The following is a 19,139-nucleotide window of genomic DNA, read 5'->3' as shown; positions in this document are numbered from 1 at the left end:
CTAATATTGTTGTTAAATTAATAGGGCTCTGTTTTTACAGAAGCCCTATTTTAGGAACCCCAGATTAAAATGTTAACATACCAATAAGCAAACCAGATTGCCAAAACCACACATACTGCCAAATCGCCAACCAACATCGGCATAAAACAACTCATTATCTCAAATCCGAGACATTGAGTTACTATGCTTGGGATAACTGCAATTTGGCAAAGTCCAAAACCGATAAGGTAAAATACTCCCATCAATATTGTTACCCCGAATATGATTATTATCATACTCGAAAAGTAATTAAATCTCAATGGTTCCTTCATTTTTCACCTCCTTTTTATCACTTATATCATTATAGCATATTTATAAAATGTTATCCACAATTAAAAAAGACCTTTTGAGAAGGTCTTTTTTATTGATAAATAATTATTTTATTTAATTTCAATAATCGTAAAAGTTGTAGAACCGCTTGGAACCTGAAATTCAATTTTTTCATTAAGTCTCTTATTTAAAAGAGCTTGTCCCATAGGAGATTCATAGGAAATTCTGCCTTGCGCCGGATCAGATTCTTCGCTGTCCACAATCATAAAGGTCTTAAAATCATCTTTAATTTTAATTTTAACCGTTGAACCTATTCTGACCACATCTTTATTTTTCTGGTGGTTATCTATAATTTCAACATTTCTCAATAAATTTTCCAATCTTATTATTTCATTTTCAATCCATCCCTGTTCTTCTTTGGCTGTCGTATATTCCGCATTTTCACTTAAATCCCCCAATTCTTTGGCAGCACGAATCCGGTCCGCAACTTGCGGCCTTCTTACGCTTCTTAATTCTTCCAATTCTTGTTCAATTTTTTTTCGCCCTTCAGGCGTTAAGAAAAATGTCATAAATAAATTAAAAAAACACCGAGTTAATTGGTATTAGTTCATATCATTGTAGCAGGTATTTAGTAAAAGTCAAATCCCCTTGTGGAAAACTTTCCAAGGTTATCAAAAATTGCGAGTTCAAAAAAATGAAGCAATTTTTGCTATAACCTTGAGAATCCCGCTTCAAATCTCTGAATAAAATCAATTTAAAATTAGAAGAAGCCGAAGTCCCGAGCTTGTCGAGGAACGAAGGCGCTTCCGTGAACTAAACTATTTTTTTATACAAACCCTCTTCGGATTTGAGGCGTGGATAAAATTTATATTCCGGATAGTTATCTATTTAATTATTTTAGTATATTGGCTCATTATCCAGCCTGTTTTATTAACACTATAATTTATTTTATACCAACCGGTTTGTTCTTCAATCACTTGATATTCTTTTCCGCTCTTAACTGAAGTAATAATTTTTCCACTCGCATTAGGTAAACTTCTGACTCGCAAACTTGGGACATTAATCTTTATTTTAATACCTTGATTTTTTGGCACTATATTTATTGCTTCTGAAATTGTTAATTCTGAGCCCGTAGGATAAACATTTAATATATTCGCATCAACGTCAATTATATTTTTCCATTTATAACCTCTGCCCAGAAATACCGCAGCGCTCTTAATGGGGCGTTTTTGGTTATTATAGATTAAATAAACACCGGCCGTACCTTTTATTCTGGCCAATGTTCCGTCCGAAAGTGAACCGATATTTTCTTGTTTTTCTGGCGATGTATAAATACATGATTGTGTAGTTGCAGGCGACAATACGCCTCCATCGCAATTTAAAATTTTATTGCATATTCTAGTTTGAGTACCATTTGAAGAACAACTAGACCAATTACCACAAGACCAATTATTAGCTATACAGGTAGGAATATAAGTACAGGTTTGATTTAATATGGGATTTCCACCTATACAATTTGCTGGAGAAGAAGAAAATACTGTCCTTGATTGCACACCGCTTAAACCGCACGCACTCCAATCATTGTATATGAAATCAGTACAAGTAAGTGCTTGATAATTACAACTAATTGTTTCTGTAGATGGATGAGTAACCCCTTCTTGGCATTGTCCTATTTTATACCATGTTTTTGTTTGTTGACTGTTATTTGGACAGGCCGTTGGAGTTAGAATAGACGTCCAGTCGTTTTCTGAACAGGCTGGTGTAAGACTACAAGTTTGTATTAATATAGGATTACCGCCAATACAGCTTGTAGGCTGTGACGATATCATTGTTCTGCTTTGTTGATTATTAATACAAGCACTCCAATTAGAATATGTCCACGAAGTACAAGTTGGTGGAGTATAAATATATGTGCAAGATTGAGTCAATATTGGATTTCCATTAGAGCAACCACTTGGAGAAGAATAAATTATAGACCTATTTTGCATATTATTAGATTGACAAACAGACCAATCGGAATAAATCCATGAAATACAGGTTGACGGAATATAAATACAAGACTGAGTTAATATAGGATTACCGCCAATACAGTCGAGAGGGAAAGAAGAAACAACTGTTCTTCTTTGTTGGCCATCAGTGGAGCAGGTGCTCCAGTCTGAGTATGTCCAAGAAGTACAAGTCGGCGAAGTATATGTGCAGGATTGTGTCAACACTGGATTACCGCCTGTACAACTAGAGGGGGAAGATGAAATTACGGTTCTGGTTTGTATGCCATTAGATTGGCAAGTAGACCAGTCGCTATATACAAAAGATGTACAAGCGACTATAGGTGCGGAACTAAATGCATCTGTTCCGTCGAATTTTAGTTCAGATAGGCCATAAGGTTCATAATTTACTTTACCCAAAGAAATATCATCATAATAATCATAAATTTTTGAATTAATAGAAGAAATGTCTGTTGTCCCCCACCAATTTTTAGTCATGTCTATCTCGCTGAATACACCACAATTTTGTAAAAAAATATTATAATTATTGCTAAAAATATTATTATTATTTATCTTTGGTGGATTGGGATATAAACAAGTAGAAATCCCATAATTATTGTCGTATATACTGTTTGAAGTAATAATAGGATTTGCTCCATTATAAAAATGGATTCCTGAGTTATTATTGCTAAATATTTTATTATTTTTGATTGTGGGCGAATCATAAATAATGGTTATCCCAGCCGTATTATTGCTAATAACATTATTTGTAATTTGAGCAAAAGAATGCATAGCCCAAATAGCTTCAGAGAGATTGTCGACTATTGTATTTTTGCTAATAAAGGGGGAAGCACTATCAATATCAATAGCATACCTCTTCCCAACTACAGTAGAATAATATCCTGCTTTTTCTATATTGCTATATTCTATAATACTTCCGTTTTTATAATTTCCATTTTCGTCAAAAACAGCGTCTATACTTGAGTCTAAAAATTTAACTCCACCCCAATTTAGACTTTGATTGGGCATAAAATTAATAATATTTATTTGAGTTCCTCTCGCTATTAACTCTCCGCCAACATTTAACCCCGTACCTTCATTAAACTTAATCGTAGCCCCTGGTTCAATCGTAAGCCTAACGCCTCCCAAAACCTGCGCAGTGGCAGTTACAATATAAGGACTATTTGCCAACGTCCAAGTAGTATCCGTCGTGATATTACCCGAAACTTCAGTTTCAGCACAAGCTTGTTTAATTAATACAAAATTTAATATCACACAAATAGCTAGAATTGATAAAATTTTAAATTGTTTTTTCATATAATTCAAATTAAAATATTAAAACTAACTTGAGATAAATATTTCTGGTCCCTTATTAAGTTCGTAGTCACATAAATCCGGAAGACCTTTTAAATTATCAACTTGGGACTTATAGATATCGTGGATGATATCTCTTTTTATTTTTAATATTGCATTATTTAATTCAATATTTTCTCTTTTTTTGTAGGTGATTTTATTTTCATTGTGCTTAGGATAAAAAAAATCCCAAACATTAGAAAATAAACTTTTTATAATTAAATGTAGCTCTTTATGATCTATATGACCATATTCGCCTCTTTCGTTGTGAGTTATTACAATGTCTGGATTAAAATTACATTGTTCAATTTCGGTTTTCCATTTTAATCTTAGGGTATTGTTTCCTGATTCTATAACCCTTTTTTCTGCTTCGCTCATTTCCTTTTTTGTTTTCTTAAATTTTTCCTGCCCAAGCCATAAGTATGAAATAATATTGACTCCTAATTTTTTAAATTTTTCTATGGCCTTTTCGAATTCTTCACGCGGAGCATTTCCTGGTCCATCGGTCATACAAACCACCGCCCATTGGCAATAGGGATAAAGAAGCATTGTACCGCCACAAAAAATAGTTTCATCATCGGGATGAGCTACTAACAGAAGAACTCTTGTATTTTTATTTGATAAAATATCAAAACCCATATTTATTTTAAATTATATCACATTTTACAAAAATATTATTTTTTCTTTTGCTCTGCCCACCAGGATAAAATTTCTTTGGCTGCCGGCGCGGCAAAAGATGAGCCCTCGCCTCCATTTTCCACTAAAATAGTTAGAGCTATTTCCGGATTTTCATAAGGCGCGAAACAAGTAAACCAAGCGTGATTGCCTTTTCCTTCCACCTGGGCTGTGCCTGTTTTACCGGCTACTTGAATCGGCAAAGTATTTAAACTGCGCGCGCTGCCCACAGTTATTGTTTGACGCATTCCTTCTCTGACTAATTCCAAATATTTTGGATCAATAAAATTTTCTCTGATAATTTGCGGCTGAATTATTATTTTTTGGCCGGTTTCCGAATTGTCAATTTCCTTGACCAAACGAGGTTGAAAAAGAGTTTTGCCATTGGCAATGGCCGCCGTATAATTCGCCACTTGAATCGGCGTTACTAAAATATTGCTCTGGCCGATGGATAAATGATAAGTATCACCGATATACCACGGCTGTTTTTGAACATTTTCTTTGTAAGCAGGTGTTAATAAAAAACCCGATGACTCGCCTTTTAAATCAACCCCTGTTTTGCTGTTTAAACCGAAAAGTTCGGCATACTGAATAATTTTTTCCGGTCCAAGGCCTTTAAAATTTCCAAATCCTCCGCCGATATAATAAAAAAAAGTATTTACCGATTCGGCCAAAGCTTTTCTAAAATCAGTAATACCATGTCCTTCTGTTTTCCAATCACCGAAAAACCATTGTCCGATTCTCACTCCTCCGGTTGAAAGAATTGTTGTTTTCTCGTTAATAATGCCTTCGGCAAAAGCGGCAGCTATTTCAATCGGCTTAAAAATTGAACCTGACGGATATTGACCGCTGATTGCCCTGAAGAATAATGGTTTGAAAGAATCTTCTATTAAAGTTTTAAAATCACTGGCGCTTGCTTGAATAAAAATATTATTATCAAAAGTCGGCCAACTGACAATGGCCAGAATCTCGCCGTTTCGTGGATCTATTGCTACGGCTGATCCGGCGCGAGCGCCGGCCGCTTTAATATAATGACTCAAAACGTCAGTAACTTTTTTTTGCAAACCAGCGTCAATGGTTAAAATCAAATCTTGTCCGGTTTGAGGTGTTTTTTGACTGGCGATTCTTTTTTCTCTTCCAAGCGAATCAACTTCAATATTTGTTTCTCCATTTTCTCCTTTTAAAATATTTTCATAATTTAATTCCAATCCGGTTTTACCAAGAGAATCTGTTCTTGAATATCCTTTATTATCAGTCAATTCTTCGGGTGTAATTTTACCCATATAACCGATAACGTGCGAAAAATAAGTAGGATCCAAATATTGCCTTTTTGGTTCTACAATTACGGAGATGCCTGGTATTTCTTCCAATTTTAACTTCATCGCTTCTTCATAACTCAAACTATCTTTTAAAACAACGGGGTATACTGATTGATTGGGCTGATCAGCCGTAAGCTTAGACAATTCCTCTTTAATTGAATCTTCTAATGATTTCCCCAAAAAAGATGAAATTTTATTAACAATTTCTATCCTTGTTTCTTTATTTTTAGGCAAATCCACAGGTATTATTATTAAAGAAAAATTTGGCATATTTTTAACAAGCGGAGTCTGATAGCGATCATAGATAAGCCCTCTATCCGCCTTAATCGTTTCAACACGGATTCTATTGCCCTCGGCCATATTCCTAAATTCCTGTCCGGAAAAAACTTGAAGCCAAAAAATTCTGCCGAATACAATCGTCAAAACCGCGATCATTAAAAAAATAAAAACATTAAGAGATTTTTTCTCCATAGGCAAAACTATCGGCCCGGCCCAATTTTCTTCCGGCGGCCAATAATTTCCCGTATATCGTCGCTGATTAAATCCTTCTAAATTTCCATCTCTGATATTCTTATCTTCTTGTTGAATTTTAAATGGATCGTCCATAAGAAATATTTCTTATCATTGTTTTATTTTTGACGTAAAGTTTTAATAATTGAATATCCCATGATTATTGCCATGCTGTTTACTAAAACAGACCAGCCAAAATTAAACCAATAGAATCTGTCTGTCACCACCATAAAATCTTGAAAATTTAAAAAATAAGCAAGCCAAACAATAATTAAAATAATAATTTGATAAACTATATTACTTAAAATAGCCACAATTAAAACACTGTTCGTCGACATCTGACTGAATTCTTTGATAATTTTATAAGAGATAATCAAAGTCAATAAAAATGTCAGAAAAAAAACTCCCGGCTTAAAAATAGAGTATAAATCCAATAGAACACCGCTCGTTAACACAGCCAAAATAGCAAATTTAAATTTATTAAAAATTAGCAAAAGAATTATTAAAATCAGAGCAAGATTCAAATACCTTAGAACCGAAGATTTAAATAAAAAAGAAATCTGTAAAATATTTAAACAGATTATTGAAAAAAATAATAATATAAGTTTCAATTTGGCCATATTAGAATACAAAAATCTAAAAATTTAAAAATCATTTTTATATTTTAAAACTTTATGGGGTATTTTTTAAAATTATTGACGCGATTCTTAAATCCAAGAGAGACTTAGGTGATTTAATAGTTGCTTCCTGAAAAACTGCATTTGGTTTTTTGCTAATCTCCGCCACCTCGCCAATTATCAATCCCCTCCTGATATTTTCTTCCAATCCCGAAGTAATGATAATATCTCCGGTTTTTATCGGTTTATCAAGCGGGATATAATTCATTTTCATAGTCAAGCCGTATTCTCCCTGCACTATCCCTGAGACAGAATTAGGGCTCTCTCCCTTTATGATAATATCAGCGGTAATTTGCGAATGACTGTCAAAAACCGGCTGTAAAAATGAAATATAATCTTCAACTTTTATTATCGTGCCAACCAATATTCCATTTTCATCAACAACTGCCAGATCAATATTCACACCGTCTTTTTTACCTTTATCAAGTAAAAACCAAGTATAACCTGCTTCTATTCTTTTACCTATAACATTAGTTATGACAAATGAATCCTTGGAGGTTTCTAAAAAATTTAAATGATTTTTTAAAACTTGATTTTCCGTTTGATATATTTGAAATTTGGTATTTTCGGTTTTAAGATTATTTATTTCTTTTTCCAACGCCAATTTATCATTTTGCCAATTTTGACATTCAATATAATTTTTCGGATGACCCGAAATTTTATAAGATAATTTTTCGAAAGGTTTCAATAAAAAAAATAGAGTATTTTTTCCTCCATTGGAAAAAGCAAAAAAAAGTAAAACTATTACTATAAAAAAAATAACCACTCTTTTTTTAATGATTAAATCAGCCGTTGACATATATTATATTTAAAGATTATTATTATGATTCATTTTCATCAATGATAGAACCATCCAAAAAAGTTTCATCCGCTGAAATTTCTATCACATTTTCCCATTTATAACCTAATTTTTCAAAAATTTCTCCTGATTTAAAAACTCTTTTACTGCCGTTTTCAATCAAATAAACCATGGCGCTGTCCGGATATTTTATTAAAGTTCCATCAGGCCTTGATGAAACGGGTGAGGACGGAATGATGAATTGAAAGCTGTTAATTAACATTTTAAAAGTAGCCTTGAAATTCGCCTCTTTTTCAGTGCCGACATTATATGAAACCGTATAGACATTTTCATCTTTGGCAATATAAATTGTCAAATGATCCGAACTCCAAAGAGCAGGTTGATTATTAACCGTAATATTAGTCAATAAATTTCTTTCTGTTGTCGGCGATTGTTTTAAATACCAATCAATCAAAGACAATTGGTCGGGATTTTTTTCCACCGTCGCGCTGAAAAATTCTCCGGTATTGGTAATCACCAAAACTTCTTCGTTGTTAGTTTCCGGAATCGCCCTGGTTATCCAAGAAGATGGATAGAAAAAACTGTAGGAAAAAGTGGAGTTGGTATAAATATTAACCAAACCGGCGGCCGAAAGCTTATTCTCCCCCGCTTGCAACGGATCGGTTAAATTAACTATTTCTTGACCGTCACTTATGCCATCGCCATCAGTATCAGGATTATTAATACCCGTACGATAAATCGTTTCTTCAGTGTCGGTTAGACTGTCTTGATCAGAATCAATCGTGGAAGAAATTTGCGGAGCCACTTGAAATGTTTCTATTTTAGGCGTTGCTTTATTTTTTGAAACAATCAAAGCAAATGTATCGGAGGGCAGAAGGTCTAATTGAACAGTGACTAAATTATTTTCCGCATCTTGCGTGCTTGATAAGGGAGTCCAAATATTATCTTTTAAATAACCCAAGGCAATATCGCTTTCCCAATTGCTTTCAATAATTTTATTATGATAAAAAGCTCTTAAGGTTGCGGATTTTTGCAAAACAAGATTAGTGGATTGAATTTTATAAATTCCTCCAATAACCTTATAATCATTATATGTATCATTATTGGTTGTCGGTTCTGAAGTTAATTCAATTTTTAAATTTGAATCGACCGCTCCGGCAGGTAAATAGAATTCCAACCAAGAGACAGATTCTCCTGATTGATCTTTTATTTCCGCTTTTAGAGTCTGTTCAATTGAAGTATTTGCGACCGGGACAGAAGAAGAATTATTTTCATCCGGTTGAGTAATGGCCGGAATTTGAGTGATAACCGGAATATTCGGATGATAATTTTTTATCCAAAAATAAAATCCCAATCCTCCGCCGATAATAATAATTAAAAGACACAAAATTAAAATAAGAGATTTATTTTTATCTTTTTTTGATAGCTTGCGCTGAGCTTTACGAAATTTTTCCGGCATAACGTAAATCATCTCTCCGGTAGTCCCGTATTGAGTCACTTCTTCTGTAATCTCCCTTTTCGCCGCCGCCGGAGGATTAGAAAAAATATCCTGCACCGCGGAAGTATTTGTTTTTTGTGGTTCCGGTTGAATTGGTGTTTCTTCTGGCATATACCAAATTTTTTAAAATTTTTAAGTTATTTATAAAGATTATTAAATCTGTGTTGCCTGCGCTTGCTCGAAAAAGAAAATAAATTTTCTTTTCCCTCGCTCGCTTGGCAATAACGCGAAAAATTTTATTAATAATTTGAGTACCCCCTCCTTTTAGATGCTTTTGATTATTTTTTTAGATTTGCGAAAAACCAATATATGGTTTTTTTGTAATTTTATGAAATAGAACGTAATACATAAATTTAAAAGCACTCAAAAGGAGGGGGTAAAGGTTTTGTAATGATAATTTATTCGGCTTTCAGCCTCTAAATTTTCAACAAAACTCTTTACTTTAATTTATCAATTTCTTTTTGTAAATCCAATAATTTGGCGTTTGGGTTTGAATTATTCGGATCAGTATTATTTTTAATTTCCTGACTGTCTTTAATGCCGTCTCCGTCAGTATCAAGTTTTAAGGGATTTGTTAAATAAACTTTAACTTCTTCTCGGTCGGAAAGACCATCGTTATCAGTGTCAGATTTATTTTTATCAGTGCCCAGTGTGATTTCTTCTTCATCCGTCAAGCCGTCACCATCCGCATCAGGAGCCATTTCAATCGGCTTAATAATGATTATCGGCGCCGTCTTGTCTTCCGAATTTGCTTGAGGCTGCCCGGTCTGATTGAGTTTTTTTATTTTTGCCTGTTCCATTAAATTTTTTATTTTCGGCAAAGCGTAATAATAAACTCCCGCCCCGACAATCGCGATAATGATAATAATAAAAACAACACGGACAAAATTCTTATTGAATTTCTTGCGATTTGACGATGAATTGTCGGAATTTTTATTTTCATCAGAAATAAAATTCTTACGCTCAACATCCTCAAAAATATCTTCCACTCCCCCATCTTGATTGGCAAAATCCGCATCTAAATTTTTTATTTCATCTGGCATAATTATATTTTATCAATTTATAAAATTTATTATTGCTGATAATTAGTATTCATTCCGCTAATAGATCCATATGAATCTATTATTGTTTTCCCAATAACCGGACCATAGACAGAATCAAAACATTTGTAAATATCTGAGCTATAACCGAATAATTTTGACTGACATTTATTGGCCGCCCAACCGCATAAATAATGAATTTCACAGTTGGATTGATCCATGCCGCTGCAACTTTTCTGCCATTTCAAAGAATCTGTCTCAAAATTCAAATACAAACTATAATCCGCCCCTCCATCTTTAACCATGTATTGATAAACGTGCGAACCGACCGGACACTCGTATTTACTCGTACTTTGATTATAACATGTTCCATCGCATTGGCTAGCATTATTGCAACCGGCGCAATAACCGCTTGTCGGGTTTAAGAATTGATTAATCGGATCATTCGGCATACTGGAAATAAATTGCCCTTGAGGATTTTTCCAAGAAGGCCATTTGGAATCGGTTATTCCTTTCATAAAACTGCCCGACTCAAGTTTTGGATAATAATCATAATTTGATTTATAATCCGCCAATTTTTGGCTCATTGTTCTTAAATCATAAAGTCGGAACAAATCCCGTTGGATCAGTTGTTTATCAACAGTTTTATTTGTATTAAATTGCCAATCTTCAACTAATTTATTAAAAATATCAATTGTTTCCGGCTTGGCGTTATCAGAATATGAGATGAGATAAATCAGACCTTCAATTATTTCATTATTATCAACATTTGTCGCGCCGACATAAACCGTTCTTCCTTCTTTAACCGCCTGATAACCATTAACAATTAATGAAGTCGGTGAACCGGGATTGGGTACATTTTTCTTATACCATTCAAAAGGAGTGAGATAATCAGGATTTTTTAAAACCTTGAGACCAATCACGTCATTATTAACACTATTGGTAAAAATAAATTCTTTAACTACGCTTGATTTCGTAGTCTCGGTTGCGACAAGATACGGTAAGGATGGAAAATCCTGATATTCACTTGGTTGTTTACCTTCTTCCAATTGGAGATTATCGAACCAAACTACGCGCGGACACGCACTGGCATCACAAGGTTTTCCTGAAGAATTTCCACAATTACAAGCTTGGGCCGGGTTGCAAACGCCTCCCACGCCTTGGAGGGATATATATTGAATTTTATCATTCGATCCGGAATTAAAAGTAAAATAAATTCGTTTGTAACTATCTTTATCCAAAACACCGGAAAAACTGCAATTTATATCAGCCTTATCTACTCCACCATTATACCAAGCGCAATTATTGGAAAATTGATGAGGATCTTCGGAAATATCATGATAAAATCTTATATCTATGCGCGGCGCATATATATTTTCACCCTTAACATAAGCTGAAAACGTATAAAAAGTATTTGGTTTTATAGTAATGTCATATTGCATAACAGATGAATCACTGGGTTGGCACCATGAATAACCCGGCTTGATAGCCGCTTTACCGGAATAACTATTTTTACCATCAGTACTATATTCTTTACCATGATTTAACCAATTATCGGGAATGCCATCTTTGGTTTTATCTATTTCAAAACTTCCATTAGAAACCAAATTTTTCTTTAAATCTCCCTGGCAATATTGCAATCTGAAATTAGTATAAGGCTCTTTCGTCTCCGCTTGACCGAGTTTATCTTCAAAAATCCATGGAACTTCACAAAGGAAAACTTTAATTGACGCACTATTGGAAATTTTTTCTTTCCCCCCCGTTATTTCAGCCGTGGCCGTAATTTGGGCTGAACCATTTTTATTTTTCACCGTAGCAACAGCATTATTAACTGTGTTAGAAATAGTCGCCACATTTGTATCAGAAGATTTCCATGACCAAGCCAACTGATAACCGGTCACGCTTTGAATTTCTTCTCCTCTATTATTTTTGGCAATAGCTTTAAAATTAACTGTTGAATTTTCCTTGGAACATTCTGCCGATTTTTTATCCGCGCCAACCGTACATTTTTCAGAATTGCCGGTTATGGATGTTTTTACCTCACTCAATTTACAAATTTCCTTGCCGGTGATAAACGTCCAAGATTTATCTGCTGTCATCCCAATGCCATATTTACTTTTTACGCCATTCTCTCCCCCAAGAATTTCTATTTTATAAGTACTCTTTTCATCTAATAAATCAATGTTTAAATAAACTTTAGTTTGTTTTGCATCATCAACCACGGAAATATTAATTTTTTCCGCCGCTTCAGTTTTCTTTAGAAAAACATTTTTTAAATTATTAAAAAATCTAACCAAAATATTTTTATTAATATTTTGGTTAAATGAAAGCGGAGATCCTTCTTCTTCTTCATCCAAATCGGGAACTACTTTATAAAATTTAATTGTCTTTGAATTAAGCGTGGATCCATCCATTAATTGGTCAAAAGTAGCGGAGATTGAAGTATTAAGACAAATATTAGTACTGCCAACCGCTGGATAATTTATTGCTGTTGGCCTAGTAGCAACAATCAAATGGGTCTTATTTGATAATTTAATTTCTTTAGTGGCATCAGAAGGATCCGGCTGAGTTGTTGTTACGGTTATATCTGTTTCTCCCAAATCAACTCCTGTCGCAGTTGTCTGATTGTTAACCGAACTGCCGACTGTGGCAAATTCAGATTTTGTCGAGGTCCAAGTCCATGAAAAACTGGCGGATTTTAGAATTTGACAATTTGGACCAAAAGCTTGAGCAAAATAATTTCTAGTTCCTGGTTTAATAATTATTCCCGCTTTTTCACCGACTAGTACTGTTTCAGATATTTTAACTTTCTCGGGCGAACAAAGATTTGATCCTGTTTTAAAATGCCAAAAATAATTATCCTCGCCGTCTTGAATATTATTTTTATTGCCATCCAAAGAATAATTATTAAGATTTTTAATTCCGGTGGAACCGCTTTTTAACGTAATCTGATACCAATAATTCGCGTCTAAATTATTAGTTGGCGTAAAAATAAAACCTTGACTATTAAAACTGTCTAAAGAAATACTACCTGCCACGTCGGCAGTACAATTTTGAGAGTTAAAATTATCTGAACCATTATTGCATTTTTGAACTAGAATATTTAAAGGAGTCAAACCGCTCACTTTTTGATTAAAACGCGCACTGATAACGGCATTAGAGCAAACAGCGGATAGATCCGCAGCCGGTGAAGGACTCGGAAGATTAGTTTCGCAATTGGCATCTCCAATTACTTGAGGTAAGCCCAACTGACCTGCTCCCTGGCAAGCATAACGATAAATATAAGCCGGAGTGCAATGACAATAGCCCGAACATTGGTCGCACTTATTATCGGCATTCCTACGGTCAACCAAGTCGCCCAACCAAACTTTATTATTAACCCAATCATATTGTCCGGAAATAATATCCGTATTTTTACCTTGCGGATTATTAAGTTGTTTTTGTTCACTCGTCCACTCGGCAATTACTTTACCGGTTAGAGCCTCCATCTTTCTAATCAGATAACCTCCGCCTCCTGCGGTGCCCCATTGAATCGCATAAATATAGTCTCCGTCAGCAATAATACCGTCAGTATAAAAAGATGGAATATAACTGCCCGAACCAATTGAAGTCCATTCTTTCACTAATTGCCAATTTTTATTCGGGTCAAAAATTTTAACTCTAAAACCATTATAATAAGAGCCATTAATACCATGAGCTAAATTATAAACATATTTCCCGTCAGAAGTGATTAAAAGATCTTCATATAATTCAGTTAAATCTCGTCCGGTTTCCCGATTCATTAAAGGCGTTGACGATGGAATCTCAACATAATCAACCGCACCAGTGATCACATTCACTCTTTCTAAATTATGTCCATTATTAGTATAACCGTTATAAAGCCAATCATCAGGAAAATAAGTCATTGTAAGACTGTGATTGACTGTTGCCAAATCTTTTTTATAAATTTTACCGGACACAGTTCCTTGATAACCGGTACCGATTTTACTAATCATATTATCTTCACAGCCGCTGCCATTAGTACATCCGTAAACTCCATTTGGCCATTGATCATAACCTGACCAACTTTTTGTGTAAAGATATTTTCCGTCAGTAGCGAGCGTTCCTACACTTTGGCTGTCAAAAGGATTAACAGGCGGATATTCATTCTCTTTTTCGCCAACTAAAATCGGATCCCTGTCTCGAGTATCCAAAGTGCCGAAAATACCGCAACCACCCAAAGGAACAATATTAAAATGAAGAGGATTACTGGTCATTTTAATTTCATCCCAAACCGTTTGCTTTTTACCAAAACACTTTCCGCCAAAAGAAATACCGATACATTTTTGACGGCTGTTGGTCTGAATTGTTTTTGTGACCACTACATTGCCGCTGGTTGCGTCTTGCGGAACAGCGATATTGTTTATCGCGCCATCAGTTGACCAAGTTAAAATTGCCGCTTCCTTGTCTTTATTAAAGACAAGACTTCGGGCGGATTCGCCACTGGCTAAATTAAATCTTTCACCCTGAATCGTAACCGGACTAAATCCCGGCCAGCCATTGGACGGATTAATCGAGCAAAGCGCCGGACCCAATAATTTTTTATTAAGTGTCCATTTAACCGACTGACTGGCTATTCCATAATCGGTATCAACCTCAATTTGAAGATTATAAGAATCTTGATCAGTCGCCACGTCCGGCAAAATTTGCGGCGCTTCAACTATAATTTGCGTATCGCTCCAAGACGATCCGCAGTAAGTTGGTAAATCAGCAGCTGAATAATTAGTATTATTATATTTAAAAGAAACTACACCCTTCACAGAGCCGAAATTATAACCATGAATTGTTATCCATGTTTTTTTCGGACCATCACCGGGCGTAATACTCGTAATTATCGGGGCTTTGTGAAATGTTACGGGATTGCTAATTTTTAAAGGATTACCGGCTTCAATCGGCGAAGGAACCGAGACAGTCACCTCAGCTTCATTTTGAGCAACTTCAGGCATTTTTATTTTTATTTCCTGATTAGACCAAGATAAAATATTAGGATTAGATTTATTATTTACCGTTTTCACTAATTCTACTCCCCCATTTAAAGGATCTCCAATAATAATTTTACCGTTATTAGCCATCGTATCTCCAAAATTTTTTCCATTTATAGAAACAATGTCGCCCGTTTTACCGAAATTCGGTTGAAGCTTGCAAATCGCCGGATGAAAAGAATCTTGCACCTTAAAACCCACCTGATTACTCGCTCCCTGATCTGATTGAAAAATTGTCACTTGATTTAACCCTTTATCTAAACTTGGCGGCACAATGGCGACAATACTCTTGTCAGACCAATTCTGACAAGCAATATCCGCAGTCACATTACCAAACATTATTTTACTTTCGCCTTGACTTGAACCAAAATTTATTCCGGTAATTGTCACATAAGTTGGAATAATTGGATTATTAGTGCCTTCCTCCGGACTAATACTCGTAATCACCGGTGAAATTAAATCAACTTCAAGATTTGCCAAGCCATTTTTTCCGGCAGTAAACGCAGAAACTCCGGTTGCTCCTTCAGCTTGCGCCTGAACGTTTGCTTCAATAGCAGGATTCATTAAAACCTTTTTTAGATTTCTAGCGCAACTGGGTCCTTGAGAATTAATACAATCACAATTAGCAGGACTGCATGATTCTATATAATTTGCCACATTTATATCATCGGGAAAACCCCAAATAAATCCAGGAACACAAATTGAATTATTTTCTGTATCTTTGGCCTGAGCAGTAAATTTTTTTATTTCTTTAAAACTCTTAATTATAGTTGAAACTGGTGAAACCTTAATTTGATCCACGTCGCAAAAATTATATTTATTTCCGGTAGTAAACGTAAATTCCTTGTCCTTTATGGAAACACCTGATTTGCTTATTATTCCTTTTCCGTTAATCCCCCCTCTGATTGTCACTTTATAAAGAGTCTCTTCTTCCAGCCTACACTCTGATGGATAAAAAACAGTTTCAGTATGATCAGAAACATAATAAGCACAAGAATCTTTATCTTTTTTTACCGTGCAAACTATTTTATTACCATTTTTGCAGTCACATCCTTTGTCTTTATCACAATTCAAAGTAGCCAATTTACATATTTCTTCTCTCTGAACATCTGAATTAATAATTCTTCCCTGAACAGGAATATGCTCATAATTACACTCTTTATTATTTTTATTGACTGTGCATACTGTCGCATTCTTAACTTGACAATTACAACTTGTTTCTTGTTCGCAAATTTTATCAAGTTTGCAAATTCCCGCTGTTTCTTCAAAAATTTTAATATTTTCTTCTTTTAAACTTCCATAATTCATTAGATCACTGAAAATTATGGAAATAGCCGTATTGTTGCCAATCTTTTTTGAAGGATTTTGAGGATTAGAGCAGGCAGAAATCTTAACAGTTGGCTGATTATAGCAGCAACGATTTGAGTCAAGCATCCCGCAACCGGCGCCGGCGCCGCATTGATCATCTCCCGTACAACCGCAACAAAGACCACGTGGATTGATTGCGCTAGTGCTGTTACAACTACCTTGATCAGCTAAACAATGAAGTGGTGAAGCGCATAAATCATTTTTTGGATCACAACAACAGCGGCAAGTGTCAGTACTTTCATTTTTACATTGATATGGAGCCGTACAAGTATTCAATGGATTAGAAGGACACTCGCTGGCTCGACATAAAGATCCTGCCGATCCGACATGCGGTAAAACTGTAAAGGGTATTCCATTACTGGTACCTGCATCATTAATAATCGCGACATTACCGGTCACAGCATCCGTTGGAACCAAAGTTTTTTCTATCAGGTTATCTGACCAAGTTTTAAAAGAAGCTGATTGATTATTATAAAATTTAACTTGTTGCGTGGTTTGACCTGAAGCAGGGCCAAAACGCAAACCGCTTAAATTAACTGAAGTTTCACTTGGATAACCGCTGGAAGGATTAATTGACCAAAGACAAGGACCGGTAGCTGTTTCATCGCTATCAACAGTAAATTCGGATGGATTGCTAACTAATTCTTCTCCTCCAGTTCTATATTTAATTGTCACTTGAACTTGGGGTTGATCGCTTTTTATATAATCTGAGGGGACAACGGTAGTAATATAATTTTTATCTTTTCCGCCAATTGTTGCCGGTTTAGAAACACTATTTAAGATAAATTCAATTTTCGGATCAGCAGATTGTAAATCAGTACCAGTAAAACAGGCGCCGCTAATAGTCAAACATTGGCCATTTGAACCTTGTTCGGGATTCAAAGAAGAAATCCAAGGAGAACACAAACAAGTTTCCGGCGTAGCGGTCGTAAAATTCCATTCGCGAGCTAAAAGAGCGCCTTTTTGGTCAATTACCAAATCAGTATTAATTTTTATCGTATACTTCGTATTGCTTTTTAAATTATTAGTCGGCTCAAAAGTAAAAATCCTAAATCCGTTATCAATCGGATCTTTAGGATTGTCCACTTTAAAAATTCCGCCTGTAATCACTTTTTGATATGGCACCCCGATAACGCTTGGCGTCATATTCGTAGTAAAAGTATCGACACCATCACTAATTTCTATGTCTATATTATTGTCATACATTTGAGTATTGAAGACAATACTAATATTAGAATCAAGACAAACTTTATTACCTTCCGGATAGACAGATGATATTCCGGGTGCCCGATCATTGGTTTGGAACTCCCATTCCATTGCCGCGGCCATTTTATTTGAACAAAGGTCTTTAATATCGCTGACATGAATTCTATACCATGTAAACGGTTTTAATAAATTTGCATCGCTTAAATTTAATCTAAATCCATTATCACTCATATTTACTGTAAATTCTTCGGGGAGTAAAGTTTCTTTAATTATGCCACCTTGTTTGTCTATTTCAGCCAGCCAAATATTATCTGAAATCGGATTAACACTATCTTCTTCTATAACTGTAGTGGCGTCAATCGCTTCCGAAAAATTCACTTCAATCGCCGGCTTAAGGGAGACATTTTGATCCGGATAATGTTTATTTGTTTGGTCTAAAATCGGATAAACGGAAGTAATGGTCGGAGCAACTTTGTCCGTGGTGGTACCGGTTGTAAAGTTCCAAATAAAATAGCTTCCATTCTCTATACATTTTCCGTTAGCCGTTCCGCTAGCCAAACAATCTTGCAAGGTTTTACTGCTTGTATTCAGAATCGCTTTGGGCAAATAAGTTGTATATTCGGTATTTTCGTTAAATAAATCCTGATGCTTGAATATAATAATGCCATCCCTGGTTTGCCATTCGCCATTTATTTTATTGCCTCCTGTTGTTGTTTCAACTCTTAAATCATTCTGAGCCAAATCTTTAATTGCCTCCGCATTAATCCAATTATTAAACATCGGTTGGACAGCCGAACATAAATAAACATCTTGATGATAATCTGTCTGCAAAGAGCCTGCCTTCAAAGAACTGCCGTGGGTGCTCTCAATTCTTTTAACTTTAAAAACATCTACCGGTAGAGGGTTATATGGATTATTAAGACAAGAACTTCCCACACAAGGAGGTGGAGGAGGAGTTACGCTCATAAGTTTGCCGATAATAAAACTGGAAATAGCGTAAGCTAAAACAATAATTAAAATGCCGACAATGCCGGCCATCATTAATTTCTTGGCTTCAGAAATTTTATTTTCATCTCCGCCCGAAGTCATCCATTTAAAACCACCCATAATGACAATAACTGTTGCCGCCAATCCGAGTACACCCAAAACAATTTTCATTATTCTTCCCATCGCCGTCGGCAAATCAGTATTGGCATAATTTGCCGCACTGCGGAAATTTTCCAAACCATTATTCATTTCTTGCGCTTTTGTCATGACCGGACTTAAAATAAAAAATAAAAATCCGGACACCATCAATAAACATAAAAAACCTAAAAATATATTTTTTTTCAATTGTTTTTTGTTCGCTGTTTGGCGAATTATTTCAATTTTCATAAAAA

At 35.0% G+C, this 19,139-nt stretch carries 10 protein-coding genes; all 10 read right to left on the bottom strand.

Annotated elements, in window-relative coordinates; translation table 11 throughout:
* Window positions 1-50: 50 nt before the first annotated feature.
* The 10 genes from PHF10_02580 to PHF10_02535 all read right to left on the bottom strand — a co-directional run bounded on the left by PHF10_02580 (window position 51) and on the right by PHF10_02535 (window position 19,134).
* Window positions 51-275, bottom strand: coding sequence for a hypothetical protein (locus tag PHF10_02580; protein MDD5534615.1), 225 nt, complete (start codon window positions 273-275; stop codon window positions 51-53).
* Window positions 276-419: 144 nt separating this feature from the next.
* The gene (greA, locus tag PHF10_02575; GenBank protein MDD5534614.1) at window positions 420-878 is read right to left on the bottom strand and encodes a transcription elongation factor GreA; all 459 of its coding nucleotides are present in this window, start codon (window positions 876-878) and stop codon (window positions 420-422) included.
* Window positions 879-1,193: 315 nt separating this feature from the next.
* On the bottom strand, window positions 1,194-3,611 hold the full coding sequence (locus tag PHF10_02570; protein MDD5534613.1) for a NosD domain-containing protein: 2,418 nt from the start codon (window positions 3,609-3,611) through the stop codon (window positions 1,194-1,196).
* A 24-nt stretch (window positions 3,612-3,635) separates the two neighbouring features.
* Window positions 3,636-4,286: a PIG-L family deacetylase gene (locus PHF10_02565; protein ID MDD5534612.1), complete on the bottom strand. Its 651-nt coding sequence runs from the start codon at window positions 4,284-4,286 to the stop codon at window positions 3,636-3,638.
* A gap of 35 nt (window positions 4,287-4,321) precedes the next feature.
* Window positions 4,322-6,247, bottom strand: a complete 1,926-nt coding sequence (mrdA, locus tag PHF10_02560) for a penicillin-binding protein 2 (GenBank protein MDD5534611.1) — start codon at window positions 6,245-6,247, stop codon at window positions 4,322-4,324.
* Window positions 6,248-6,270: 23 nt separating this feature from the next.
* The gene (locus PHF10_02555) at window positions 6,271-6,612 is read right to left on the bottom strand and encodes a hypothetical protein (protein MDD5534610.1); all 342 of its coding nucleotides are present in this window, start codon (window positions 6,610-6,612) and stop codon (window positions 6,271-6,273) included.
* Between the two features lie 211 nt (window positions 6,613-6,823).
* Window positions 6,824-7,627, bottom strand: coding sequence for a rod shape-determining protein MreC (gene mreC, locus PHF10_02550; GenBank protein MDD5534609.1), 804 nt, complete (start codon window positions 7,625-7,627; stop codon window positions 6,824-6,826).
* Between the two features lie 22 nt (window positions 7,628-7,649).
* Window positions 7,650-9,236, bottom strand: coding sequence for a hypothetical protein (locus PHF10_02545; GenBank protein MDD5534608.1), 1,587 nt, complete (start codon window positions 9,234-9,236; stop codon window positions 7,650-7,652).
* Between the two features lie 326 nt (window positions 9,237-9,562).
* Entirely contained in the window at window positions 9,563-10,168 is a 606-nt protein-coding gene (locus tag PHF10_02540) for a hypothetical protein (GenBank protein ID MDD5534607.1), read from the bottom strand.
* A 29-nt stretch (window positions 10,169-10,197) separates the two neighbouring features.
* On the bottom strand, window positions 10,198-19,134 hold the full coding sequence (locus PHF10_02535; GenBank protein ID MDD5534606.1) for an Ig-like domain-containing protein: 8,937 nt from the start codon (window positions 19,132-19,134) through the stop codon (window positions 10,198-10,200).
* Between the last annotated feature and the right edge of the window lie 5 nt (window positions 19,135-19,139).

Source organism: Patescibacteria group bacterium, from assembly GCA_028716665.1.
Lineage (GTDB): Bacteria > Patescibacteriota > Patescibacteriia > UBA2591 > JAQUPP01 > JAQUPP01.
Note: the sequence above shows the minus strand (reverse complement) of the source record. Positions and strands in the feature narration are given on the sequence as shown.

What these genes read in the sequence shown, in the direction of transcription:
- PHF10_02580 (MDD5534615.1), bottom strand. Translation starts at nt 275, where the DNA reads ATGATAATAATCATATTCGGGGTAACAATATTGATGGGAGTATTTTAC.
- greA (MDD5534614.1), bottom strand. Translation starts at nt 878, where the DNA reads ATGACATTTTTCTTAACGCCTGAAGGGCGAAAAAAAATTGAACAAGAA.
- PHF10_02570 (MDD5534613.1), bottom strand. Translation starts at nt 3,611, where the DNA reads ATGAAAAAACAATTTAAAATTTTATCAATTCTAGCTATTTGTGTGATA.
- PHF10_02565 (MDD5534612.1), bottom strand. Translation starts at nt 4,286, where the DNA reads ATGGGTTTTGATATTTTATCAAATAAAAATACAAGAGTTCTTCTGTTA.
- mrdA (MDD5534611.1), bottom strand. Translation starts at nt 6,247, where the DNA reads ATGGACGATCCATTTAAAATTCAACAAGAAGATAAGAATATCAGAGAT.
- mreC (MDD5534609.1), bottom strand. Translation starts at nt 7,627, where the DNA reads ATGTCAACGGCTGATTTAATCATTAAAAAAAGAGTGGTTATTTTTTTT.
- PHF10_02545 (MDD5534608.1), bottom strand. Translation starts at nt 9,236, where the DNA reads ATGCCAGAAGAAACACCAATTCAACCGGAACCACAAAAAACAAATACT.
- PHF10_02540 (MDD5534607.1), bottom strand. Translation starts at nt 10,168, where the DNA reads ATGCCAGATGAAATAAAAAATTTAGATGCGGATTTTGCCAATCAAGAT.
- PHF10_02535 (MDD5534606.1), bottom strand. Translation starts at nt 19,134, where the DNA reads ATGAAAATTGAAATAATTCGCCAAACAGCGAACAAAAAACAATTGAAA.